The 23,235-nt window shown below is 67.1% G+C and carries 21 protein-coding genes; 16 read left to right on the top strand and 5 right to left on the bottom strand.

All coding sequences use genetic code 11. The features are described from left to right. Positions 1–64: 64 nt before the first annotated feature. Both qcrC and ctaE read right to left on the bottom strand, forming a co-directional pair. The gene (gene qcrC / locus OHQ90_RS16075; RefSeq protein WP_328411342.1) at positions 65–928 is read right to left on the bottom strand and encodes a cytochrome bc1 complex diheme cytochrome c subunit; all 864 of its coding nucleotides are present in this window, start codon (positions 926–928) and stop codon (positions 65–67) included. Between the two features lie 60 nt (positions 929–988). Next, positions 989–1,600, bottom strand: a complete 612-nt coding sequence (ctaE, locus tag OHQ90_RS16070) for an aa3-type cytochrome oxidase subunit III (RefSeq protein ID WP_328411340.1) — start codon at positions 1,598–1,600, stop codon at positions 989–991. A 311-nt stretch (positions 1,601–1,911) separates the two neighbouring features. On the opposite strand from ctaE, the gene OHQ90_RS16065 reads away from it, so the two are divergent. The 3 genes from OHQ90_RS16065 to OHQ90_RS16055 all read left to right on the top strand — a co-directional run bounded on the left by OHQ90_RS16065 (position 1,912) and on the right by OHQ90_RS16055 (position 4,020). Next, on the top strand, positions 1,912–2,343 hold the full coding sequence (locus OHQ90_RS16065; RefSeq protein WP_328411338.1) for a ribonuclease E inhibitor RraB: 432 nt from the start codon (positions 1,912–1,914) through the stop codon (positions 2,341–2,343). 152 nt (positions 2,344–2,495) lie between these two features. Next, the gene (gene trpD / locus OHQ90_RS16060; RefSeq protein ID WP_328411336.1) at positions 2,496–3,557 is read left to right on the top strand and encodes an anthranilate phosphoribosyltransferase; all 1,062 of its coding nucleotides are present in this window, start codon (positions 2,496–2,498) and stop codon (positions 3,555–3,557) included. Positions 3,558–3,729: 172 nt separating this feature from the next. Next, positions 3,730–4,020 carry a hypothetical protein gene (locus OHQ90_RS16055; RefSeq protein ID WP_328411335.1) on the top strand — a complete coding sequence of 97 codons (291 nt, stop codon included), beginning with the start codon at positions 3,730–3,732 and terminating at the stop codon, positions 4,018–4,020. 17 nt (positions 4,021–4,037) lie between these two features. On the opposite strand, the gene OHQ90_RS16050 is transcribed toward OHQ90_RS16055, so the two are convergent. Both OHQ90_RS16050 and OHQ90_RS16045 read right to left on the bottom strand, forming a co-directional pair. Continuing rightward, positions 4,038–4,313: an Lrp/AsnC family transcriptional regulator gene (locus OHQ90_RS16050; protein ID WP_328411334.1), complete on the bottom strand. Its 276-nt coding sequence runs from the start codon at positions 4,311–4,313 to the stop codon at positions 4,038–4,040. Between the two features lie 74 nt (positions 4,314–4,387). Further along, positions 4,388–6,388: a DEDD exonuclease domain-containing protein gene (locus tag OHQ90_RS16045; protein ID WP_328411332.1), complete on the bottom strand. Its 2,001-nt coding sequence runs from the start codon at positions 6,386–6,388 to the stop codon at positions 4,388–4,390. A 590-nt stretch (positions 6,389–6,978) separates the two neighbouring features. Here OHQ90_RS16045 and OHQ90_RS16040 point away from each other — a divergent pair. The 11 genes from OHQ90_RS16040 (at position 6,979) to OHQ90_RS15990 (ending at position 17,221) form a co-directional block, all read left to right on the top strand. After that, on the top strand, positions 6,979–7,551 hold the full coding sequence (locus OHQ90_RS16040; RefSeq protein WP_328411331.1) for a C40 family peptidase: 573 nt from the start codon (positions 6,979–6,981) through the stop codon (positions 7,549–7,551). Between the two features lie 254 nt (positions 7,552–7,805). Beyond that, positions 7,806–8,831, top strand: a complete 1,026-nt coding sequence (locus OHQ90_RS16035; RefSeq protein WP_328411329.1) for an NlpC/P60 family protein — start codon at positions 7,806–7,808, stop codon at positions 8,829–8,831. Between the two features lie 6 nt (positions 8,832–8,837). Further along, entirely contained in the window at positions 8,838–9,854 is a 1,017-nt protein-coding gene (locus OHQ90_RS16030) for a hypothetical protein (RefSeq protein WP_328411328.1), read from the top strand. Positions 9,855–10,661: 807 nt separating this feature from the next. Continuing rightward, the gene (locus tag OHQ90_RS16025) at positions 10,662–11,789 is read left to right on the top strand and encodes a glycosyltransferase family 4 protein (RefSeq protein ID WP_328411326.1); all 1,128 of its coding nucleotides are present in this window, start codon (positions 10,662–10,664) and stop codon (positions 11,787–11,789) included. 103 nt (positions 11,790–11,892) lie between these two features. Further along, the gene (locus OHQ90_RS16020; RefSeq protein WP_328411324.1) at positions 11,893–12,282 is read left to right on the top strand and encodes a polyketide cyclase / dehydrase and lipid transport; all 390 of its coding nucleotides are present in this window, start codon (positions 11,893–11,895) and stop codon (positions 12,280–12,282) included. Positions 12,283–12,367: 85 nt separating this feature from the next. Further along, complete coding sequence (locus OHQ90_RS16015) at positions 12,368–12,805, top strand: SRPBCC family protein (protein WP_328411322.1); 438 nt, start codon at positions 12,368–12,370, stop codon at positions 12,803–12,805. A 14-nt stretch (positions 12,806–12,819) separates the two neighbouring features. Then, entirely contained in the window at positions 12,820–14,070 is a 1,251-nt protein-coding gene (locus OHQ90_RS16010) for an ArsA family ATPase (protein ID WP_328411320.1), read from the top strand. Continuing rightward, a complete protein-coding gene (locus OHQ90_RS16005) occupies positions 14,067–14,627 on the top strand; it encodes a hypothetical protein (RefSeq protein ID WP_328411318.1) in 561 nt (186 codons plus the stop codon). Before OHQ90_RS16010 ends, OHQ90_RS16005 begins: the two co-directional genes overlap by 4 nt. Further along, positions 14,624–15,637, top strand: a complete 1,014-nt coding sequence (locus tag OHQ90_RS16000; protein ID WP_328411316.1) for an ROK family glucokinase — start codon at positions 14,624–14,626, stop codon at positions 15,635–15,637. Before OHQ90_RS16005 ends, OHQ90_RS16000 begins: the two co-directional genes overlap by 4 nt. A 134-nt stretch (positions 15,638–15,771) precedes the next feature. Beyond that, positions 15,772–16,494, top strand: a complete 723-nt coding sequence (locus tag OHQ90_RS15995) for a lysophospholipid acyltransferase family protein (RefSeq protein WP_328411314.1) — start codon at positions 15,772–15,774, stop codon at positions 16,492–16,494. 58 nt (positions 16,495–16,552) lie between these two features. After that, entirely contained in the window at positions 16,553–17,221 is a 669-nt protein-coding gene (locus tag OHQ90_RS15990) for a phosphoribosylanthranilate isomerase (RefSeq protein WP_328411312.1), read from the top strand. Between the two features lie 7 nt (positions 17,222–17,228). Here the strand turns inward: OHQ90_RS15990 and OHQ90_RS15985 are convergent, their stop codons facing one another. Further along, on the bottom strand, positions 17,229–17,732 hold the full coding sequence (locus OHQ90_RS15985; protein WP_328411310.1) for a DUF4189 domain-containing protein: 504 nt from the start codon (positions 17,730–17,732) through the stop codon (positions 17,229–17,231). Positions 17,733–20,289: 2,557 nt separating this feature from the next. On the opposite strand from OHQ90_RS15985, the gene OHQ90_RS15980 reads away from it, so the two are divergent. After that, positions 20,290–21,864 (top strand): alkaline phosphatase D family protein, encoded by a 1,575-nt coding sequence (locus tag OHQ90_RS15980; protein WP_328411308.1) that lies wholly within the window; start codon positions 20,290–20,292, stop codon positions 21,862–21,864. A 52-nt stretch (positions 21,865–21,916) separates the two neighbouring features. Next, complete coding sequence (locus tag OHQ90_RS15975) at positions 21,917–23,194, top strand: FAD-binding oxidoreductase (RefSeq protein ID WP_328411306.1); 1,278 nt, start codon at positions 21,917–21,919, stop codon at positions 23,192–23,194. Positions 23,195–23,235 lie beyond the last annotated feature (41 nt).

Genomic DNA, 23,235 nt, shown 5'->3' with positions numbered 1-23,235 from the left:
TTCAACAGCTCGATGCTGTCGTCGCCCTCATCCGGCCGACCCATGTCGTTTGGCTCCTTATCCGTCATGACCTTGATCCGATCCACATCGCGGCGCCGACGACGAGCACGATGCCGACCACCCAGATGGCCAGAGCCTCGGTCGCGGGACCGAAGCCGCCGAGACCGTACCCGCCCGGGTCGCGCTCTTCGGTGGCGTTCTTGACGTAGGCGACGATGTCGCGCTTCTCTTCCGGGCTCAGCTGCCGGTCGGAGAACTTCGGCATGTTCTGCGGGCCGGTGAGCATCGCGTCGTAGATCTGCTGCTCACTGGCAGGCTCCAGCGGCGGCGCGAACTTACCGGAGGACAATGCGCCGCCCCTGCCGGTGAAGTTGTGGCAGGACGCGCAGTTCATCCGGAACAGCTCGCTACCGCGGGCGATGTCCGGGCCGCGCAGCGATTCCTGGGCGATCTCACCGTTCGCTTCGCGCACCACGCTCGGTCCGCCGCCATTGGCCGCCACGTACGCCATCAACGCATCGGTCTGGTGCTCGTCGAACTTCGGTGGCTTGCGCTGCGCCTGGGCCTCGTTGCGCGCCATCGGCATCCGGCCGGAGGACACCTGGAAGTAGACAGCGGCTTCGCCGACGCCGATGAGGCTCGGGCCGCGGTCGACCACACCCTGCAGGTTCGCACCATGGCAGGTTATGCACGAGGTTTCATACAACTGCTTGCCGTCGCGGATCAGCGCGGACTGGTCCTCGTGCGCGGTCGCCACCTGCGGATCCGGCGTGAAAACCGAGGCGAGGAAGCCAGCTCCGACCAGACCCACCAGCAGCGCGAGCCCACCCGCGATACGGCGGCGGGCGCGGCGCTGCTTACGCGTCTTGCTGGCCTGGCCGCTATCGGGGCCCACGGGCTCTGGCGCTGACGGGGGAGATGAACTCATCTGTGTCCCTTTGGAGTAGACGGAACCGACTTGTACAAGATTGCGGGTTGCGTGCCCGGCTCAGCGGACGAAGTAGATCGTGGCGAACAGCCCGATCCAGACGATGTCGACGAAGTGCCAGTAGTACGAAACGACGATCGCGGCGGTGGCCTGCGCCGGGGTGAACTTACTGACCTTGGTGCGGATCAGCAGGAACACGAACGCGATCAGACCGCCGATGACGTGCAGGCCGTGGAAGCCGGTGGTGATGTAGAACACCGAGCCGTAGGCACTGCTCGAGATCGAGGTGCCCTCCTTGACGAGGTTCGTGTACTCGTAGCCCTGGCCGAGCACGAAGAGGGCGCCCATGATCAGGGTGATCACATACCAGCGGCGCAGGCCGAACACGTCGCCCTTTTCCGCCGCGAACACACCCATCTGGCAGGTGAACGAGGAGGCGACCAGCACGGTCGTGACCGGCACTGCGAGCTTCAGATTCAGCTCGGTCGGCTCCGGCGGCCAGACACCGTGGGCCTGGGCGCGCGCGACGAAATACATCGCGAAGAGCCCGGCGAAGAACATCAGCTCGCTAGACAGCCAGATGATGGTACCGACGCTCACCATGTTTGGCCGGTTCAGCGAATGCACACGCTGAGTAATGGCCGATCCTGGGGTCCCTACTGCGGTCGTCACGGGGGTAAGTATGACTCGTCGTAGTACGACACAAGTACCCGGGTACGAAACTTGTCCGTCCGTGTCGGAAAACGCACGGACAGACAGGCTCTCGTGTTCGATTCGACGTGCCTCGACGCGGCGTGTCGGCAGCGCCCACGGCCCAGCGTCCGAACAGCCGAAACTCGAGCTTCGCCGCATCCGCTGCGGCCGCTGGGACGTGCGGGCGGCCGCGGACGGCGCTGGTCGGATCACACCGAGGTGGCCGGGCGTGTTGGGTGCTGCCAGTCTGGCAGGCGACGGTAAGTAGAAGCTGAGACGAGGAGGCGGATGTGACCCCACGGTGGTGGTGGCGACGACTGCGCGGCCAGGTCGGGTCTGCGGCCCTGAACCCGGATGCTGCCGATCTGGTGGTTGTCGCGACGAGTTTCGACGACGCCGAGGCCTGTTCGGCCGTGCTGGCGCGGGCCACGGCGTGGCAGCCCGACGCGCCGGCGGTGTTGCGCCACCACCTACGTGTCCCCGCCGAGCAGGTCGAGCGAGTGTGCGCCATCGCAGCCCAGGACGGGTACGCGCCTGCTGAGCAGTCCGAGGCCGCAGGTTCGGATGACCTGGCACCGGTGATCCTGCAACGGGTGCAAGTGCTCGATGCGCTGCATTGCTCGCAGGAACGCTCGCGCATGGCGGGGCTCGCGCAGCGGCACGACGGCACGGCCGACGGATGGGACGCGCTGCAACCAGGTCACACAACCGAGCAGCAGTAATAGGGTCTGGCCCACTAAGCTGCATCGCAACAAACTGGTGTGCGAACCAGTGTGACGGGAGAAGTGGACATGAGGGCGCGCAGCGAGCGAACGATCGGCGCGGCCGTGCATCGCACGGTCATGCCGCAGTCGAGCCTCGGCGAGGCGGAGGCATGACGGTACGCAGCTGGCCCCAGGTGCTCGGGACCCTCGCCGACGGTGGCGACCTGGCCGCAGACGACACGGCGTGGGTGATCAACGAGATCTTCACCGACAATGCGACGCAGGCGCAGATCGCCGCCTTCGGTGTGGCCATGAAGATCAAGGGACCGACACCCGCCGAACTGTCGGGCATGGCCTCCGGGATGCTCGCGCACGCACGCCTGGTCCAGGTGGACGGCGATGCCGTCGACATCGTCGGCACCGGCGGTGATCGGTCCGGCTCGGTGAACATCTCCACGATGTCCGCGGTCGTGGTGGCCTCGGCCGGTGTGCCGGTGGTCAAGCACGGCAATCGGGCGGCGTCTTCCAAGAGCGGCGGGGCCGATGTGTTGGAAGCGCTGGGCGTGAAGCTGGCCCTCGGACCGGCGGCGGTCGCCCGGTGCGTGCGGGAGGTCGGCATCGGTTTCTGTTTCGCACCACTGTTCCACCCCGCACTGCGCTTCGCGGGACCCGCGCGGAAAGAAATAGGCATCCCCACCGTTTTCAACGTGCTCGGCCCGCTCACCAACCCGGCGCAACCGCGTGCCGGATTGGTCGGCTGTGCCTTCACGGATCTGCTGCCGGTCATCGCGGGCGTGTTCGCCGAGCGCGGCGCGAGCGCGCTGGTAGTGCGCGGAAACGACGGTTTGGACGAGATCACCACCTCTGACACCACCGCCGCCTGGATCGTCTCGGGTGGACGACTGCGGGAGACGACGATCGACCCGGCCCGTCTCGGTATCGCCCGAGTGGACCTCGACGCGCTGCGCGGTGGGGATGCCGAGGTCAACGCGGGCATTGCCCGCGATGTGTTCGCGGGCTCCCCCGGCGCGGTCCGCGACGCTGTTCTGGTGAACTCCGCCGCCGCGATCGTCGCCTACGACCTGTCCCAGGGCGTCGGTAATCCCGATGCCGATGTGCACGACGCGCTTGCCGCCGGTCTCGAACGGGCCGCAGCCGCGATCGACACGGGCAAGTCCCGCGCGCTGCTCGACCGGTGGTCGAAACTGACCAACACTCTCGGAGACAGCTGAATGAGCCGCGCCGTTTGTCCGGATTCGCATCATAGTGACAACTATGTTTCGCGCCGCATGTCGTCAGTCTCGTTGTGTCATCGGCAGTTACAGTGACGGCGCAAATCGGCGCCTCGCCCCACGTTCGGCCTCGGGCGTGCGCCGCCCGGCTCGACTTGCAAGGAGCACACACATGAAGCGGGGCGTTTACGCGGTACCCGGCGTACTGGCGGTGGCCGCGACGATCGCGGCCGCACCGGCCGCCTTCGCGGCACAGGGCACCCTGGTCGTCAACAACACCGTGTATCGCCAGCCGTCGGGCTGCATGCAGATCAACACCGGGGTTGCGCCGCTGGCACTCGAGAACCACACCGACAACAGAGTGACGATCTTCAGCGGTTCCGGCTGCCGTGGCGATGTGACGGCAACCCTCACGCCGGGTGAATCCCGTGCGTCCAACGGGTCCTCACTCCAGATCGGCTGACCCGCTCCACCTGCGGCTCACTCCCCCAGCGAGAAACCGGCCTCCACGTCCGCGCTCGAATACGACTTGAACGCGATGTGGGTGATGGTGCGCGCGACACCGGGGGTCTTGTCGATACGGTCGGTTACCACCTCGGCGATCTGCTGGTGATCGCGCACCCGCACGATCGCGATCAGATCGACATCGCCGGCACAGGAGTAGACCTCGGCGACGCCCTCGGTGTCGGCGAGCGCCTGAGCGGTTTCCGGGATGCGGGCATTCTCGGCGTTGATCATGACGATCGCGGTAATCATGGGTGTCAGCCTAGTGTCCACAGTCGGACCCAGTCCGTAATCTGCGCCGGGCCGAGCGCAGGCGAGGCAGCCGCCTAATGTGCACAGCCGGACGCAGTCTGTCCGTAATCTGCGCCGGGCCGAGCGCAGGCGAGGCAGCCGCCTGAGCGCTCGACATATTCCGCTTCGGGGAGTTGGGCACGTGCCGCGACATCCGCTAATTCCATCCATCCCATCCAGCGACCTGCCCCGTAGGCGGGCTCGTGATAGCCGTCGGTGGTGCGCACGATCCGGGCCCCCGGATGTGCCAGCCAGCGCGCGACGAGTGCTACTTCTTCCGGCGACGCTCCGCGCAGCGGAGGCATAGTCGACGCGGCATTCCGACGTAGCGCCGCAACACGGCGCGACCGCAAACCTCCAGAGCTCGCATCGACCACCGCGTCGGCCATGTCGCTTCCCCCGACAACATCGCCTCCGCCGACAACATCGGCATCGGCATCGGCATCGGCATCGGCATCGGTAGACCGGAGCGCACCGGAGCCCGGGTCGCCACCGGTGGGGATGACGGTTTCCGATGCCGCAACGATGTGTTCGACGACCGGCATCGGCGACACACCCCGCGCCGCGTTGCCCGCGCCCGCGAGGCGGCCGTAGCGGATCACCGAGAATTCCCATCCGCCTGTGCCATTCGGGTGCGCGACGATCAGCTCGGCGATCCTGGCGACGGCGGCCAGGCGTTGGGTGCGGCGCAGCGCGCGCACGACCGCGACCACGCGATCGCGCAGCCGGGCGGCCGCTTCGAAATGTTCGGCACGCGAATGGGTTTCGATGCGGTCGAGCATGGCGCGCAGTGGCGCGTCGGAGGTACCCGCGAACAGTGCGCGGACAGCCGCAGACGCCGGCGCGTATTCCTCCCTATTAATAGGGAGACCGGTGACAGTCGCGGCCGGGCAGCCGCCGACCATCGCACGCGGGCAATCGTGCAGGCCCGCGACCGATAACCGAGTGGTGCAGGTGCGCAGCCCGGTGTACTCGGCGACGGTGACCGCCACCTCGGTGGCATCCATCCGAGAGTTGAAGGGGCCCAGCGCATCCCGGTTCGGTGTTCGGACGATCGCGAAGCGCGGGAAGGGTTCGTCGGTCAGCGTGATCCACCAGGCGCGCTTGGGAAATTTCGAGCGCCGGTTGTAGGGCGGAGCGTGCGCGACGAGCAGTCGCAGCTCACGCACCCCCGCTTCCAGCGCGTGCGCGCACACCACGTGATCGACGCGGGTGGCCAGCGATACCATTTCCTTCATCCGCCCCCTTGTTTCGGAACCGGTGAAGTAGTTGCGAACTCGGCGGCGCAGGTTCACCGCGGTGCCGATGTAGAGCACCTCGTCGGAAGGGCCGCGGAAGAGATAGACGCCAGGACTGGCGGGCAGGTCGGTGGCGAACACGCGCTTGGCGCGCTGCCGGGATGTCACTCCTGGCAGATAGTCGAGCAGTTCGGTGAGGCTGTGCACCCCTTGATTGCCGACGCGGGCGATCAGCGCGTGCAAGACGTCCACGGTGGCCCGCGCGTCGTCGAGGGCACGGTGCGTCGGCTGCGTGGTCGCACCGAGTAGTGGAGCGAGCAGGCCGAGCCGGACCGACGGTGCTTCGTCGCGAGTGAGCACCCGCCTGGCCAGCTTCACCGTGCACAGCACCGGCGCCGAGGGCCACGCGGTTTCGCTGCGGGCCGCCGCGGCGCGCAGGAAAGCCATATCGAACCGCGCATTGTGTGCCACGAGAACAGCGCCCGCCGCGAACTCCAGGAAACCCGGCAGCACAGCCTCGATCCGCGGCGCTTCGTAGACCATGGCGGTGGTGATCCCGGTGATCTGCACGATCGCGGGCGGGATGTCCTGCCCGGGGTTGACCAGGGTGGCGAACTCGCCGAGTACCTCTCCGCCGCGCACCTTGACCGCGCCGATCTCGGTGATCGCGTCGCCCTCCGGACTGGTGCCGGTGGTCTCCAGGTCGACGACCACGAAGGTGGTGTCATGGAGCGGCGTATCGAGCTCATCGAAGGCCAGCTGCTTCGCGGCGGCCGGGCGCGGCACGGGGTCGGGCACGGCCTGGAGCGTATGGGGTGGGTCCGACAGGAACGCGCGCGAGATGGCACGCGAAATGTCCGTATTTATCCGCGAGGATTTCGTTCTGGTACCCGCTAAATGATCTTCAATTCGCAAAAGTGACCCAGATCACATTGTTATCAGAAATGCATCAATCGGCCGAGTGGACCCCAGGGTTCCACATAGATGCCATCGGCACGCTAGAGCGTGTCGCACCGGGGCGACCCACCCATCCAGTACCGAATCGCCATCACTCCCACTATGACCGCGGCGACCTCGGGAAATGCCACAGGATCGGACCCATCGACTGACCCAGACGGCGCTTCCGACGCGCCGGGTAGCGACTCGGCCGCCACTCGATAACGGCCGGTCGTTATCGTTTCGTGATTGTTGTGACTTATCTCGCATTTCATGCTTCGCGCTTTTGTTGAGCATCGGCATTTCGGATGCGCTCGGCTTTACAAACCACCGTGATGGGTTCGTAACCTTTTTGAGACCTCACGGAGTTCCACCGCGCTGCAGGGCCGGTGAAACGAAGTCCGCCGCACCACCGGGTACGGCGTCGTGGGGCAGATTCGGAGTACCGCATCATGGCGATCAACACCGTCAAGCGACAGGCGCAGCGTGCCGTTGCCGCCGGAGCCGTCGGCGCTGCCACCATCGGCGCGTTCCTTCTTCCGGCCGCCCCGGCCGCGGCTCAGCCGGTGACCATCCCCGGCATCGGAACCTTCGAGGTTCCCAACGAGATCCCGATCCCGGCCGACATCCCCGGCATCCAGCTGGGCAACCCTCCCGCGCTGCCCTTCATGGCGCCCATCAAGACCCTCGGCGAGGTCGCGCTCGACGCCGCGATGAGCAAGCTCGGCGCGCCGTACGTCTACGGTGCCGCGGGCCCGAACGCCTTCGACTGCTCCGGCCTTGTCAAGTGGTCCTACCAGCAGGCCGGCCTGGAGCTGCCCCGCACCAGCGGCGCCCAGCTCGCCGCGGGCGCCGCGATCTCGACCGACGATCTGCAGCCGGGCGACCTGGTGTCGTTCTACGGCGGCGGACACTCCGGTCTGTACGCGGGCGACGGCAACGTGATCCATGCGTCGACCTCCGGCACCCCGGTGATGCTCGCCCCGATCTCGTCGATGCCGATCGCAGGCGCTCGCCGCTTCTGACCCGCTCCCCCGCCCCCTACGACACGGTGGGTCCACGGGATGGCTTACGTGATCATTTCGTGCCCTACTGGACACAGACGTACGCCATTCCGTAACCTAAATGAGACCTTCCGGAGCCGCGCGGAACAGACCGACCGTTCGCGCAGCTCACGAAGCCGATGCGGCTCATCGAGGGAATGCGTCCGAGCACTTGACGAGAGAACGGGGCACGGCAGGCTGTGGCACAGCACCGGAGACAAAGCACGAAACGTCTGGTGGGAGGGGCGCTCGCGGCCGGAGTCCTGGCCGCATCGCTCTACGGTGGCAGTCCAGCCGGAGCCGATCCGGCCACCCTGCCGACCACGGCCGGCGAGGCCGTACAGCGGATGATCGATCTGTCGAGGCAGTCCGAGCAGCTCAATCAGCAAGCGCTGAACGTGCAGGCCGACCTCGACGCCAAACTGGCCGTCCAGCGCGACGCCGACGCCAAACTGTCCGCGAGCACCGAGGTCGCCGACAATGCGCGCAACGAGGTGCGCAAGTTCCAGCCGATGGTCGACCGCACGGTGATCGCCGCATATCAGGGCGCGCGGACCAACCGCCTGTTCGCCGTGCTGGCAAGCAACTCACCACAGCAACTGCTCGATCAGATGTCCACACTGGATGTGTTGTCGGCCAAGACCTCTGATCAACTGAACCTCTACAAGTCGGCAACCGCCGCCGCCACGGCGGCGGAAACCGCCGCCCGCACCGCCGACGACGATGCTCGCGCCGCCGCGACCAAAGCGGATCAGGTGCGTGCCGAGCTGGAACGCAAGCGCGCCGACCTGTCCGGTGCGATCGCGCAGGTGGTCTCGGCGTGGGGCACGCTGTCGGCCAGGGACAAGACCGCGCTGGCGGGCTCGCCCTTCCCGCCCGGCTTCGACCGCGACTCGCTGCTGAGCGGCCTCGTGCCAGGTAGCGGAACCAGCGCTCTGGCCGCGGGACTCACCCGCATCGGCGACCCGTATGTCTGGGGTGCGACCGGTCCGAGCCAGTTCGACTGCTCCGGGCTGGTGCAGTGGGCGTTCAAACAGGTCGGCAAGAACGTGCCGCGAACCAGTTCGCAGCAAGCCGGCTACGGCACCCCGGTGGACAAGGACGATCTGCAACCCGGCGACGTCGTGTTCTTCTATTCCGACATCTCTCATGTCGGCATCTACGCGGGCAACGGACTCATGTTGCACGCTTCCACTTTCGGTGTCCCGGTGGCCGTGGCACCCATGGGCTCGACGCCGTACCACTCCGCTCGGCGATACTGAGTCGCTATGAGCGAGCGCAGCAGTGTCGGGCAGGTCCGCGCGTGGCTATCGGCCCGGCGGCGATTCCAGTTCGTGCTCACCGTCGCGATGGTGATGCTGCTGACCGCCACGTGTGTCGGGTTGCTCATGGTGCCGAACCCGGTGCTGCCGAAACTGCGGGCCGCCCAGCAGGCCAGGGCCGAGAGCTTCGGGCAGGTCGCGGCCGCCGATGACGATCCGCGGCTGGCACAGGTGCGTCGCACCGTGGAACCCTTCGGCCAACTCGTCACGCGCGTGGTGCCCACCGGAGCCGGGCAGGAGTCGCTCGTCGTCGGCCATCCGGCCCAGCGGATCGAAATCGACGTCCTCGCACGCGAACTCGGCGCGGCGACCACCGCTGTGACCGACCTGTGGGGACCTGACTGGGCGCAGTCGGCGCTGGTGGTCGTCGCGTCCGCGCCCGCCGAGTTCGCCACGCTGCTGCGCGCCACCACCGACCTGCCCGAGGACGTCGCCGCCGCCTCCATCGCCGATCCGTTCGCCCCAGGCACCCGACCGACAGCCCAACGCGTGGTTTTCAGCCCCGACGCAGGCCGCCGCCTCTCCCCCGACGGGCTGCGCACGCTGCTGCGCCACGAACTCACCCACGTCGCCACCCGCGCCGAGACCGTCGACGGCGCTCCCTCCTGGATGCTGGAGGGCTTCGCCGAATACGTCGCCCACCGCGGCCAAGACCACCGCTTCGGCGATATCGCCCCCACAGTCACCACACGAGCCCGCGCCGGCGAACTCCCCACCGACCTCCCCGCGGCAGCCGTATTCACCGGCAAACCGGCCGTCCTCGCCTACGAGCAAGCCTGGACGATCTGTGCCTTCGTCGCCGACAAATACGACGAAACCCACCTGGTAGACCTCTACCGCCGCATCGCCGCGAGCAAACAGGACCCCGCCTCCGAGGACCGAATCCTGCAGGAAGTCCTACACACCACCCGAGCAGACTTCGTCGCCGATTGGCGCACCTGGCTCAACCCTCGCGCCGCCTGAGGTTTGCGAACCCGCACTGATAGCGCACCCGACTGAACTGCAACGCCACCGACACACCTCCAGACAGAACAAGCCCTGCCAGCGATTTCGCAATCAGCTCCCCACAACCGAAGCGCACCCCAGTAACGCCGTAAGCACCGAAACAGCCGCACGGCGAGCCTTACAACCAACCGTCCGCAGCAAGCTTGTTGCCGAGCCGCCGAGCCGCCGAGCCGCCGAGCCGCCGAGCCGCATCGAACCTGGTCGCGACCAGCGACACCGACGCACCTCACCTCCCGAGCGCAGCGAGACCGAACACCAGCGTTCGCGGCCCACCTCACCCCCACAACAGCCGAAGCGCACCCACCAAACTCGCAAGATCGCGATCGACGCCCCCACTCGACACGATGACACCTCCCGAGCACAGCCACACCGAACACCAGCGTTCGCGGCCCACCTCACCCCCACAACAGCCGAAGCGCACCCACCAAACTCGCAAGATCGCGATCGACGCCCCCACTCGACACGATGACACCTCCCGAGCACAGCCACATCGAACACCAGCGTTCGCGCCCGATCCCACCCTCGCTACAGCCGCAGCGCATCCACCGAAGTCGCAAGCTCAGCTACCGACGCCCCTACTCGGCACGATGATGTCTTTCGAGCGCAGCGAGATCGAGCACTAGAGTTCGCGGCCCGTCTCGCTTCCGAGCGGCCGAAGCGCATGCGCCGCAGGCGCGAGTCTCGGCCGCTCGGAAGCGAGACCAAGGGGGCCGCGAACACGCAGCGCCGAAGGCGCTGCAAAGACAACACAGTAGGTTGGTGCGCATGGCCCGAACTCTGCTGGTTACCAATGATTTCCCGCCTCGGCCAGGCGGTATCCAGTCGTACCTGCAAGCGTTGGCCGGTGAGCTGCCGCCGGATGATCTGGTTGTCTATGCGCCGAGGTGGCGTGGGGACAGTCATCTGAAATTCGATGCCAAGCAGAAGTTTCAGGTGGTTCGTCATCCGACCACGTTGATGTTGCCGACGCCGCTGGTGATGCGGCGGGCGGCACGGTTATTGCGTAGTGAGAAGTGTGACACCGTCTGGTTCGGTGCGGCGGCGCCGTTGGCGTTGATGTCGCCGATGCTGCGGCGGGCGGGGGCCGAGCGCATTCTGGCGAGTACGCATGGACATGAGGTCGGCTGGTCGATGTTGCCCGGCGCCAGGCAGGCGTTGCGGCAGATCGGCGAGCACACCGATGTCATCACGTATGTCAGTCGGTATACGCGTGGCCGGTTCGCGTCCGCATTCGGCGCGAATGCGGCGTTGGAGTATCTGCCGCCGGGGGTCGACACCGAGGTGTTCCGGCCGGATCCGGCGGCGCGGGCGGAGCTGCGCGATCGTTATGGGCTCGATGATCGGCCGACCATTCTGTGTCTGTCTCGGCTGGTGCCCCGTAAGGGCCAGGATGCGCTGATCGTCGCCATGCGCGAGATCCGCGAGCGCATCCCCGGCGCAGTGTTGGTGATCGCGGGCGGCGGGCCGTACGAGGAGAAGCTGCACGGGCTCGCGGCGGCGCTCGGTGTCGGCGACGACGTGGTGTTCACCGGGCGAGTGCCGTCGTCGGAGCTGGCCGCACATCACACGCTCGCGGATGTCTTTGCGATGCCGTGTCGCACGCGCGGTGCCGGCCTCGATGTCGAGGGGCTCGGCATCGTGTATTTGGAGGCGTCGGCCGCGGGTGTTCCGGTGGTGGCGGGTCGCTCGGGTGGCGCGCCGGAGACGGTGTTGGAGGGTAAGACCGGCCGGGTGGTGGACGGCCGCAAGACCTCGGAGATCGTCGAGGCCATTGTCGGCATCCTGTCCGATCGCGACGCCGCCGCCAAGATGGGCGCCGAGGGCCGGGCCTGGGTGGAGCAGCAGTGGCGATGGGACAGTCTCGGCGCTCGATTGCGCCACTTGTTGCGGTGAACACCGCCCAACGGGACGGTGTACCGCCGGTGGCTGCCTGCCACGACGAGAGCCGAGCGGAGCGGAGCGTCGTCCTGGCAGGCCATCCATTACGCTCAGCGAGGTGAGCAGCATCCAGGTCGCAGATATGACCTTCGTCGCCGCCGACGGGTCCGCGGTCGCCGACGTCGTGGCGGCACCGAACAATTGGCGCCGCTGGTGGCCCGACCTCACCCTGGAGGTCCGAGAGGACCGGGGCGACAAGGGAATCCGCTGGTCGGTGACCGGCGGGCTGACCGGAACCATGGAGGTATGGCTGGAGCCCTCGCTCGACGGGGTGATCCTGCACTACTTCCTGCATGCCGAGCCCTGGTCGGCGAACCGGATGTCGCCACGTCAGCTGCTCGCCGCCAATCGGGCACGCCGGGTGGCGGGCAAGAACATGTCTTTCGAGGTGAAGGCGCGACTGGAGGCAGGCCGCCCGGCCGGCATCGCGCCCGCGAACGCAGACTGACGCGCACACCCGCTCACCACATCATCTAGGCCACAGCACAATAGAAGGCACAGCACCCGTAGCTGGAAAGGAACCGTTGTCCGCCATGGCCGACAGGACCCAGAGGTCGATCATCATCGAGGCACCATCGCAGCGGGTGATGTCCGTCATCGCCGATCTGGAGTCCTACCCGGAGTGGGTTTCGGCAGCCAAGTCCGTCGAAGTGTTGGACAAGAGTGCCGACGGCCGGGTGCGGACCGCGCGGTTCGTGCTCGATGCCGGCGTCGTCAAGGACACCTACGTGCTGTCCTATACCTGGCGTCCCGATGACAAGGCCGTCAGCTGGACCCTCGTCAGCGGTGACCTGCAGAAGGCACAGGACGGCACTTACGAACTCATCGACCAGCCCGATGGCACCACGCAGGTGACCTACGAGCTGACCGTCGACCTGAACATCCCGATGATCGGCATGTTCAAGCGCAAGGCCGAGAAGGTGATCACCGATACCGCGCTGAAGGAACTGAAGAAACGGGTCGAAGGCTGATCGCGCACAGTACCGTGCGCCGCACCCGGGTCGAGCTGTTCATCGGCAAAGGCGGAGTCGGTAAGACGACATTGGCGTGCGCGACCGCGATGTCGTACGCGCGGGCTGGTTCCCAGGTGCTGGTGGCCTCCCTCGACCAGGCGCATTCGCTGGGCGACGCGCTCGGATTCCGATTCCCGCACGATGCCGGCACGGTGACCGGGATCGCGAACGTTATGCCCGGCCTCGACGTGATCGAGGTGGATTCCCTTGCGCTGCTGGAGGATCGGTTCCACGAGGTAGTGCGGATACTGGCGTCGGACTCCGGGCACGAGCACGGTATCGATGTCGCGGCGCTCGATCCCGCCGAGCTGACGGGGCTACCCGGCGTGCAGGAATTGTTGATGCTGGTGGAGATCACCCAGTTCGCGAACGAGGACGACTGGGATGTGATCGTGGTGGACTGCCCGCCCTCGGCGGACATGCTGCGCATCATGACCGCGCCCGATACGCTGCTCGGCTACGTGGAACGGATCTGGCCGCCACACGCACGCGCGATGAGCACGATCGGTACCGATCTGCGCCGCGCGGTGCTGGCGGCGACCGTCGAGAAGATCGTCGCCGCGGTCACCGAGGTGCGTGATCTGCTCGCCGACCACGGCCGCACCGGGGCCAGGCTGATCACTGTCGCCGAACAGGTGGCGGTTGCCGAATCCGAGCGGGTTCGCTCGGCCGCCGCCCTGCTCGGCCTGCGACTGGACGCTGTCGTGGTGAACAAAGTACTGCCGCCCGCGCCCACGGAGCCGGCCGAGGCGGCGCATCCCGCGGTGCACTGGTATCTGAACCGGCGCAGCGAACAACTGGACGTCATCGCACGGTTACAGCGCGATCTCCCGGGCATCCCGGTAGTGATCGCCCAGCACAGCGGCCCCGAACCGGTCGGGCTCGCTTCGCTGGCGGCGCTGTCGTATGCGGTGGACGCGGACTCGGCGCTGCGCGACAATCCCGCAGAGGTTCGCACAAGTTCCGGGGATCCGGTGGTTCGATGGGAATCGGGCACCGGACTGCATTCGGTGTACGCGTTGCGAATGCACCTGCCCGTCGTCGATTCGGCGACGCTGCGACTGGGACGAGTGGAGGACGATTTGATCGTGGGAGCGGACGGGACCCGCCGACGCGTGCGCCTGGCACCGGTGTTGCGGCGGTGCACGGTCGACGCAGCCGAACTCGACGGGGGCTATCTGGTCGTCCGTTTTCGTCCCGACCCGGAGGCCTGGCCGACATGAGCGGCAGTGATGACGCGGGCGACGAACGACGGCACGGTATGGATGGCGGCGGCGCCCAGGCAGATTCCGGCCGCGGCCAGCGTCCCGGATCGGGCATTTTCGACGACGTCGATGGGCTCGGCGAGTTCGCGGCGGAACTGAAATTGCTGGCCGAGGTCGTCTTGGAGCGAGTCGAACCGATGTTGCGGCACGCCGCTGTCGAGGGCCAGACCGAATGGTCGAGTTGCAGTTGGTGCCCAGTGTGTGCGGCCGCGGCGCTGGTACGCGGTGAGCACCATGACGTGCTCGCCGCGGTCGCAGATCACGGCACCGCGATCGTCACGGTGCTGCGCGAGGCGCTGGCCGGAGTGCCCGTAGAGCCGGTGTGGCAACCCGACGACGTTGCGCCGACAGCCCCATCGGACGATAACTCTGTGTCCCACAATCACACACCACGAGATGACTCGATGCCGAACGACGACAGCACAGCAGCGCACCCACGCGACGGTCATACCGCGCAGCGCTCCGGCCGAACGCGTTCCCGGTACGTCGGCATTCCCGTGACGATCAAGGCATGACGCGCCAGATGGCGGGCGCGCGGCCGCTGACGGTCGGTATCGACGTCGGCGGCACCAACATTCGCGCCTCGGTGGTCGATGGCGACGGCGAGATGCTCGACACCGTGCAGGCGCCGACACCGCATTCGGCACGCGCTCTGGAAGACGCATTGGACCGGGTAGTCCGCGAACTGTGCCGTCGGCACCCGATCGGCGCGGTGGGGCTGGCCGTGGCCGGGTTCATCACCGCCGACCGTTCGACCGTGCGGTTCGCACCGCACCTGCCGTGGAAGGACACCCCGGTCGCGCGGCGGCTGAGCGAGCGTCTCGAGCTTCCGGTGATCCTGGAACACGACGCCAATGCGGCGGCGTGGGCCGAATACCGATTCGGTGCGGCGGCGGGCGGGCACAACGTCGTGCTCGTCGCGATCGGCACCGGCATCGGTGCGGCGCTGCTCATCGACGGCGAACTGTATCGAGGCACCCACGGTGTCGCGCCGGAGCTGGGGCATCTACAGGTGGTGCCGGACGGGCGGGCCTGCCCGTGCGGGAAGCGCGGTTGCTGGGAAAGGTATTGCAGCGGAACAGCGCTGGCCGACACCGCGATCGAGATGCTGGCCACCGACCCGGTGCATTCGACGGTGCTGGCCAGGGATATCTTCCGCGATCCCGGCTCGTTGACCGGACGTCGGGTCGCCGGAGCCGCACAGGACGGCGACCCGCTCGCGGTGCAGGTCATGGCGGACTTCGCACGTTGGCTCGGACTCGGTCTCGCCTTCGTCAGCGACATTTTCGACCCGGATCTCGTCGTCATCGCGGGCGGAGTGAGCAGTTCGGCGCCGCTGTTCCTCGACGAGGCGCGCGAGGAATACGCCCGCGCGATCACCGGCGCAGGCCACCGCCCGCTGGCCAGAATCCGCACCACACAACTGGGTGAGGCCGCGGGCATGATCGGCGCCGCCGAACTCGCGCGGGCCACTCTCGCCGACACCGGTCGCGGCCGATCGCGAGTCGCTCGTACCAGCCACTGAGAACAGACCAATCAGCCACTGAGAACATGTGGTGAGATACGCCGCTCGGCTTGGATGTGATCTGTAACCAGCGGTAAAGTCGGCAATTGAAGCAGGTGTGCCCGCAACGATCCCGGTTTCGGGGGAAGGACGTCATGTTCTACTGGCTGCTGAAGTATGTGCTGCTGGGACCGTTCATGCATCTCTACAACAGGCCCACGGTCGAGGGTGTAGAGAACATTCCGACGGACGGTCCGGCAATCATGGCGGGTAATCACCTCTCCTTCGCGGACTGGCTGTTCGCGCCGCTGCTGAGTCCGCGGCGAATCAACTATCTGGCCAAGGCCGAGTACTTCAATACCCCGGGCATCAAGGGCGCCTTCCAGAAGTGGTTCTTCACCACCTCCGGTCAGTTCCCCATCGACCGCACCGGTGCCGACGCCGCCGAGGACGCCCTCAACGCGGCGCGCAAGCTGCTCGATCAGGGCCGCCTCGTCGGCCTGTACCCCGAAGGCACCCGCTCCCCCGACGGCCGCCTGTACAAGGGCAAGACCGGCCTGGCGCGGCTCGCCCTCGAGACCGGCGTCCCCGTCATCCCGGTTGCCGTCATCGGCACCGACGAGGTCAGCCCGCCCGGACCGTTCCGCTGGCGTCGCCGCAAGGTCACCGTCAAATTCGGTACCCCGATCGACTTCTCGCGCTACGAAGGCATGGGCGGCAACCGCTTCGTCGAACGCGCTGTCACCGACGAGGTCATGTACGAGCTCATGCAGCTCGGCGGCCAAGAGTACGTCGATGTGTACGCGGCCAGCCTCAAGAAGGGCGTGCCCTCCGGGCCGCGCGAAGCTGCCCGCATTCCGGAATCGGCCGCCAGCTGATCTATTTCGTCCGGCCGGGAGCGCACGAGTCTGCGCTCCCGGCCGTTATCGTCGATCCGTGACGGTGCGCGCGAAGATCTGCGGGATCAGGTCCGAAGTCGATCTGCGCATTGCGCTGGCGGCCGGGGCCGACGCCGTCGGTTTCATCTCGGGTGTCACCCATATCAGCGAAGACGCGCTCGATGCCGAGCTGGCCGCCGAATTCTCCCGTGTGGTACCGCCCTTCGTCACTCGAGTGCTGGTGACCCATCTGGAAGCGGCGGACGCGATTCTGGAGCTGGCCGAGCGGGTCGGCGTCGACGCGATTCAAGTCCACGGCCTGGTATCGGATGACACCCTCCGTGCGGTGCGCGCGAACGCCCGCGGGCGCAAGATCATCAAGGCGATCCATGTGGTCGGGCCGGATGTGGTCGATGCCGCGCTGCGGGCGGCATCGGATTGTGATGCCGTACTGCTGGATTCGCGCACCGAAGACCGGCTCGGCGGCACCGGACGGACCCACGATTGGTCGGTGAGTACGGCCGTGGTGACGGCGCTACGCGGTCTCGGCCGCCCGGTGATCCTCGCGGGCGGACTCGGACCGCACAATATTGCCGAGGCGATAGCGCGAGTCGATCCCTTCGCGGTGGACGTCAATAGTGGAGTCGAAACAGCCACGGGCGATAAGAATCCCGATGCCTGCGCGGCGTTTGTGACAGCGGCACACCGGACCGGTCACACCGGATAGCAGCCGGCTACTCGAGAGCGCATTTCGTCCAGAGGCTGAAAGGCCCGGAAATGCCGTAGACAGTTTCGGCGTTGCTGATCGCCTTGCTTTCGGCCTCGGCAATGGTGTCGCCCCGTTCGGAACCCCAGCCGTCGGTTTGGCCGATGACGAGGCTGATGCAGCCGTTGTGCGACCAGCGGGCGGGTGGGCAGCCGGTGCCGCACGCAGCCTCGGCCTCCTGTGCCGCGGCCTCGCCGCTGACCTGGCTGCGGACCCACGACACCTTGTCGGTCTGCGCGTTGTAGGTGGCGGCGATCCAGCGATCATCGGCGTTCGGGACGGGCGTGGTGGTAGCCGCCGCGGTCGCGGGAGCAACCGGTTTGTCCGAGGTGGGGACGGCCGGTGTGGTGCGCTGCGTGGTGGTCTGGTTCTCGCTGGTGCCCGTGGCCTTGATGTCGGCCTGCTCGTTGTACTCGCGCACTCCGATGATCGCGGTGATCGCGAGCACCCCGACCAGTATCGAACCGAACACCACTACAAACCCTGTGGCGCCATCGTTTTCGCCGAGCAGCTCATCCGGTTCGTCCAGTTGCTCCGCCCGCGCGGACCGCCGAACCGGAACCTGCTCGGACTCGTCCGGATACGGCTGCCGAGACGCCCGCTGCCCATCAGGAGGCGGCCGCCTCGGCGCGCGCACTGGTCCATTCGGATATGGTGCGGCCGGCGACTGCTCCGTAGGCGGGCGCAGCGCTCCCTGCCGGTACGGCCCTGCGTCCGGAGACGAAGGATCACTCGACGGCTGCGGTCGAGGCGACCGCACGGACCCGGGCGGGTGCGGCTGCCGAAGAGCCGAGGGCCCCGCAAGAGCCTGCTCCCCGGGTCGACGCGGCGGAGAATTCGGGAACGACTCATCCAGCGAGTGCTCGCCACCCGGATGCTCGATCCCCATCGGGTGCTGCCCACGGGGCGGCGAGTACCCCATTGGAGGCTGCCGCCTGGATGGATGCACCCACTCATCCTCGAACTCATTCACCCGGGAGTACGAGTCATTCGACGAGTGCTCGCTGGACGGACGCGCTGTCCCCGCTGGTCGGGGCCGCCCGGAAGGCAAGTACCCCGACGAAGGCTGCCGCCGGGCAGGACGCCCGGGCTCATTCGAGTACAACTCATCCGAAGCGTGCCCGCCGGCGCGCCGCTCGACCTCTGGTAGGTGTGGCCCGGCAGGAGGCAAAGGCTCGACTGGAGGCTGTTGCCTCGGTGGATGGGCAGGCCCCGGTAGGTGCGGACGTCCGGACGGCGACTGCGCGCCGGGTGGTTGTCCGGAACCGGAGGGGTAGGGCGGGCGGGACCGAGGCGACTGTTCGGCGTGCGGTTGTTCGCTCGGCGGACGGACGGATCCCGGTGGCGACGGCCGCCCGGTCGGAGATGAAGGATCAGTCGGACGCTGTGGTCTCGACGGGCGAACGGACTCGGGTGAGTTCGGCGCGGACTGCTCACGCGGCCGGTGCACGGGCTCGGAGTGGTAAGGCTGTCCGGGCCGGCCCGGCTCATCCCTGGACGGACCCGTCGGATACGACTGCCGCAATGCCTGCTGTCCGGGCGGGGACTGCCTCGGTCCGCGGACCGGCTCGGAGGGATGCGGCGGTTCGGCAGCCGGTCGGCGGGCCGGTGGATAGGCGGATCCTGGCGCGTACCGCTGCCCGGATGGGGGCGGATAGGGCTGCTCAGGGTTGCGCCCGTGCGGGGATGACATCCGTCCCCCCAATCGTTCTCGTCCGAATAATCCAGCGGCCCCACCCTATCCGTCGAGCGCTCGACCTGCGAGGGTCACAAACCACCACAGGCCATGTGAAGCGCGGATCCGACAACCGTGGTGCATGACTTGCAGTTCCGATGGCGGCTCGATGATCTCGGTCACAGGATTCGGTGGCGTCGGCTTGCCGAGCACCGGATGTGACAACCACTCGATATGCGGCGACTCCTCGGTGCACAATCGGCGACTATCCGGTGGCCGGGCCGGCGGGGACGGTGTTCGTGGTCCCGTCGCAACGCCACATCTACGCGTATCCGATGACGACCCTCGCGGTAATTCGCGCCACGACCGTGCTCGCCAACACGCCGTGCTCGGCTACACCCAACACCCGTGGCCGGTCAGCCGGGACGTGTACTGGTGGCGTCGCGACGGCATCGACCTCCCCGCCTCTGTCCAGCACGATGCCGATGAGCTGTGCATCTATCCGTCCGAGACTTCCTCACCGCACTGGACGAGCTCCCCGCCTGACCGCGCACCGGCCCGCCACGAGAATCCGAGCGGCAGTCCGAGATCGAGTACGGGGAAACGCAAGCAGCTCGCTGTACTACAGCAGTATCCGGGCCGGATTGCAGGCGATGGCGGAAAGATATGCGCAATGATGTTCGGCTCGGACGCGCCCCCGCGCGCAACAACGCGAGGACTCCGGTTTACTCGTCGCGGCAGCGAGAATGTGCAGGAGACTACCGCCCGCACGGTACGACTCCCGCTCCGCGCCAACGGGATCCGGGCCGAGATCCGACAGCGCCGATGCGACGCCCCGACTTCCTCGTTCGGGGCGTCGCATCGGCCGCAGACTTCGGGCAACCGCCCGACGCCGCGTAAGAGGTTACGCCGCAACCATTTCGGCGGCAGAGGAACCCGCCCAAATTGGGCTTTATGCGGCGGTCGCATGGGCAGACCGAAGCGGTTCGGAGTGCGATCGGAGGCCGAGAACTTCGGTCGCAGCACGTTCGCCGCTACACCCGCGCCGTGCCAGTAGCACTGACGGAAGTCGGTGGTTTCGGTTGCGGCCCAGTGGATTCCACGGACCGTTCGCCACCGGACGGAACCGGTGAAGACTCCAGAGCGGGTGGTTGCGGTGGGCCACCCGTTCCGATCGCATCAGGTGATGGCATCGAGGTCGGCGCGGGCCGGATGGCAACAGCGCTCGCCGACGGACCATATCGGGCAACCTGCCCATTCGTGGCCGCCTGCTGTGTGAACATTGTGCAAGGCCGGGTCAACCCGACAACAGCCGTTCACCCGCCGTTGAGCTCATTGCGCAAAGGTTGCTCCCATGATTCTCGGTGGTTCGGACTTCGGCGTCTCCCGACGCACCCTGCTGCGTGCCGCTGCTCTCGGTCTCATCGCGACCCCCGCGGTGGCCGCCTGTTCGTCGAACGACGGTCCCACGCTGATCCGCAACCGCCCGAATCTCACCCACGGCGTAGCGGTCGGCGATCCGCGCGCCGACGGTGCGCTGATCTGGGCGCGTTCGGATCAGCCCGCGAAGCTGATCGTGGAGACCGCGGCCACCGAATCCTTCACCGACACCAAGCGCTTCACCGGTCCGCTACTGACCCCGGACTCCGACGGCACCGGCCGCGTGCGCGTCAACGGCCTGCCCGCGGGTCAGCAGGTGCACTACCGGGTGACCCTCGAAGGCGAGGACGGCGCGCGCTCCGAGCCGATCACCGGTGTCTTCCGCACAGTCCCCACCGGCGCTTCCGATATCAAGCTGCAGTGGTCGGGCGATGTGGTCGGCCAGGGCTACGGCATCAACCCCGACCTCGGCGGCATGCAGATCTTCTCCGTTATGGCCGCGCGCGACCCGCACCTGTTCATCCACTCCGGCGACTCCATCTACGCCGACGGCCCACTGCAGGAATCGGTGACGCTGCCCGATGGCCGGATCTGGCGCAATCTGGTGACGGAGGCGAAAAGCGCTGTCGCCCAAACCCTCGACCAGTTCCGCGGCAACTTCGCCTACAACCTGACCGACCAGAACTACCGTCGCTTCAACAGCTCGGTCGCCCAGGTGGTGCAGTGGGACGACCACGAAACGGTCAACAACTGGTACCCAGGCGGCCTGGTCGCGACATCCAAGGGCTACGCCGAGCGCAGCATGGACACCCTTGCGACCCGCTCCTGGCAGGCCTTTCACGAGTGGATGCCGTTGGAGCCGAAGGATGCGGTAGACGGACGCCTCTACCGCAAGATCTCCTACGGCCCGCTGCTGGAGGTCTTCGTGCTGGACATGCGGACCTACAAGGACACCAACGACATCGACAACGGACCCAGCGGACGCATCTTCGGTCCCGCACAAACGACATGGCTGATCGAAGGGCTGCGCGATTCCACGGCCACCTGGAAGCTCATCGCCAACGATCTGCCGCTCGGCGTGATCGTCAAGGACGGCGAACAGAAGGACACCACCGCCTACGAAGGCCCGGCCAACGGCGATCACGGCGCACCGTCGGGCCGCGAAACCGAGATCGCCCGAGTGCTCTCGGCGATCAAGGCGAACAAGGTGGGTGGCGTCGTCTGGCTGACCGCCGACGTGCACTACACCGCCGCCCACCGCTATTCCCCCGAACGCGCCACGTTCACCGACTTCGACGAGTTCTGGGAATTCGTCTCCGGACCGCTGAACGCCGGCGCATTCGGCCCGAATCCGCTGGATGCGACCTTCGGTCCGGAAGCGGTCTTCGTGCATGCCCCACCGGTCCAGAACGCCGCGCCGCTCGACGGCGCCTTCCAACATTTCGGTGAGGTCCTGATCGATGGCAAGTCAAGGGAACTGACGGTCAATTTGTGCGATGCGACCGGATCCGTGCTGTTCAGCCAGCGACTTTCCCCGCAGGATGGATAAGTGACGACTTCGGGCGAGCAGGGGAGGCCGCGCTGTGGTTAGCTTTCGTGCCATGAGCACGCCGCACACTGTCGCCGCCGAAGAATATCTCCCCCGTGACACTGCGGATGTCGTTCGCACTGTACGAGATTCGCGCAGCCGCGCCGATCGGCTCATGGTGCGCGGCGGCGAGCCGTTCGACGACGGGCTCTCGCTGCCCGATCAGCGCACGGTGCTGTCACTGCGGCAGATGAACGCGGTGCTCGATATCAATCTCGGCAGGCGCACGGTGCGGGTACAGGCCGGTGCCAAACTGTCCGATATCGACCGCAGACTCGGCGCGCACGGCCTCGGCCTGCCGATCGTCGGCGACCACCGCGACATCACCGCGGGCGGTTTCGCGTCGGTCGGCGGCGTGAGCACGGCCTCGCACAAGTACGGCATGTTCATCGACCAGATCGTCGATCTGGAGTACGTCGACACCGACGGTCGCATCGGCACCTGCGGACGCAACCATCACACCGAACGCTTCCACCGGATCCTCGGTGCGGGCGGACGAGCGGGCATCATCACCGCGCTCACCCTCGATGCGATCGACATCGACAAGGACCACACCTGGCTGACCACCCATGCCGGCCGGTTCCTGGACTTCGACTCCTTCGTCGAACACGCCTATGCCGAAGTCGCTCGTCCCGGCAACGCGGCACTGCAAGTGGGTCGCTGGGTCGACACCGCGCCGCTGAAAGTGTCGCGGCCGGTCGGCACCGGGCATGTGCAGTTGGGTACGGTGCGCTTCGGCCAGTGGTCGAGCCTCTACCCCACCACGCCGACCCGATCGCTGCGGGCGCGGCGTGAGGTCGGCACCAAGACCAGAAAGTCATTGGGCGTCATCGCCTCTGCCGCGGGCGGGCGCGCAGGCGCCCCGGTGCGCAACGCCGCGGCGGGCGCGTTGATGTTCGCCCCGAAGGTGCTGACGCTGCGCGATGCGGAATACCTCGCCGATACGGTGATCAGCTCGTCCGAACGCGGACCCGCCTACCGGGTGGCCATTTTTGCGCCCCTGTCGAGCTACACCTCGGTGTTCTACCGGCTGCACGATCTGTTTGCCGGACACCGGGAGCGGACCGGATGCTTCACCGTCATCTCCGCGATGACCTACGGCGTGCGCTCGAAGTACCTGCAATCGGAGGCCGCGGTGCACAATCTGCCCGCGGAAGACCACGGCCTCATCACCTTCACCTGCCGTTTGCGGCCCTCGGCGCTGCCCTCGGAACTGTTGCGCGACATCGTGTCCGGAATCGACGAGATCTGCCACTCCGAACAAGCCCTGCGCTACGACTCCACAGATTAGAGTCCTGTTGCGCCGCACATAGTCGCCGGCCGGTAGCTTGT

It is taken from the genome of Nocardia sp. NBC_00403, from assembly GCF_036046055.1.
Taxonomy (GTDB): Bacteria; Actinomycetota; Actinomycetes; order Mycobacteriales; family Mycobacteriaceae; genus Nocardia.
Note: the sequence above shows the minus strand (reverse complement) of the source record. Positions and strands in the feature narration are given on the sequence as shown.

Bases quoted from the DNA above. Each gene is read 5' to 3' on its own strand.
- OHQ90_RS15975 (WP_328411306.1), top strand. From the start codon at position 21,917: ATGAGCACGCCGCACACTGTCGCCGCCGAAGAATATCTCCCCCGTGAC.
- OHQ90_RS16015 (WP_328411322.1), top strand. From the start codon at position 12,368: ATGGCCGACAGGACCCAGAGGTCGATCATCATCGAGGCACCATCGCAG.
- OHQ90_RS16050 (WP_328411334.1), bottom strand. From the start codon at position 4,313: ATGATTACCGCGATCGTCATGATCAACGCCGAGAATGCCCGCATCCCG.
- OHQ90_RS16040 (WP_328411331.1), top strand. From the start codon at position 6,979: ATGGCGATCAACACCGTCAAGCGACAGGCGCAGCGTGCCGTTGCCGCC.
- trpD (WP_328411336.1), top strand. From the start codon at position 2,496: ATGACGGTACGCAGCTGGCCCCAGGTGCTCGGGACCCTCGCCGACGGT.
- qcrC (WP_328411342.1), bottom strand. From the start codon at position 928: ATGAGTTCATCTCCCCCGTCAGCGCCAGAGCCCGTGGGCCCCGATAGC.
- OHQ90_RS16055 (WP_328411335.1), top strand. From the start codon at position 3,730: ATGAAGCGGGGCGTTTACGCGGTACCCGGCGTACTGGCGGTGGCCGCG.
- OHQ90_RS16025 (WP_328411326.1), top strand. From the start codon at position 10,662: ATGGCCCGAACTCTGCTGGTTACCAATGATTTCCCGCCTCGGCCAGGC.
- OHQ90_RS15980 (WP_328411308.1), top strand. From the start codon at position 20,290: ATGATTCTCGGTGGTTCGGACTTCGGCGTCTCCCGACGCACCCTGCTG.
- OHQ90_RS15995 (WP_328411314.1), top strand. From the start codon at position 15,772: ATGTTCTACTGGCTGCTGAAGTATGTGCTGCTGGGACCGTTCATGCAT.
- OHQ90_RS16000 (WP_328411316.1), top strand. From the start codon at position 14,624: ATGACGCGCCAGATGGCGGGCGCGCGGCCGCTGACGGTCGGTATCGAC.
- OHQ90_RS16005 (WP_328411318.1), top strand. From the start codon at position 14,067: ATGAGCGGCAGTGATGACGCGGGCGACGAACGACGGCACGGTATGGAT.
- OHQ90_RS16030 (WP_328411328.1), top strand. From the start codon at position 8,838: ATGAGCGAGCGCAGCAGTGTCGGGCAGGTCCGCGCGTGGCTATCGGCC.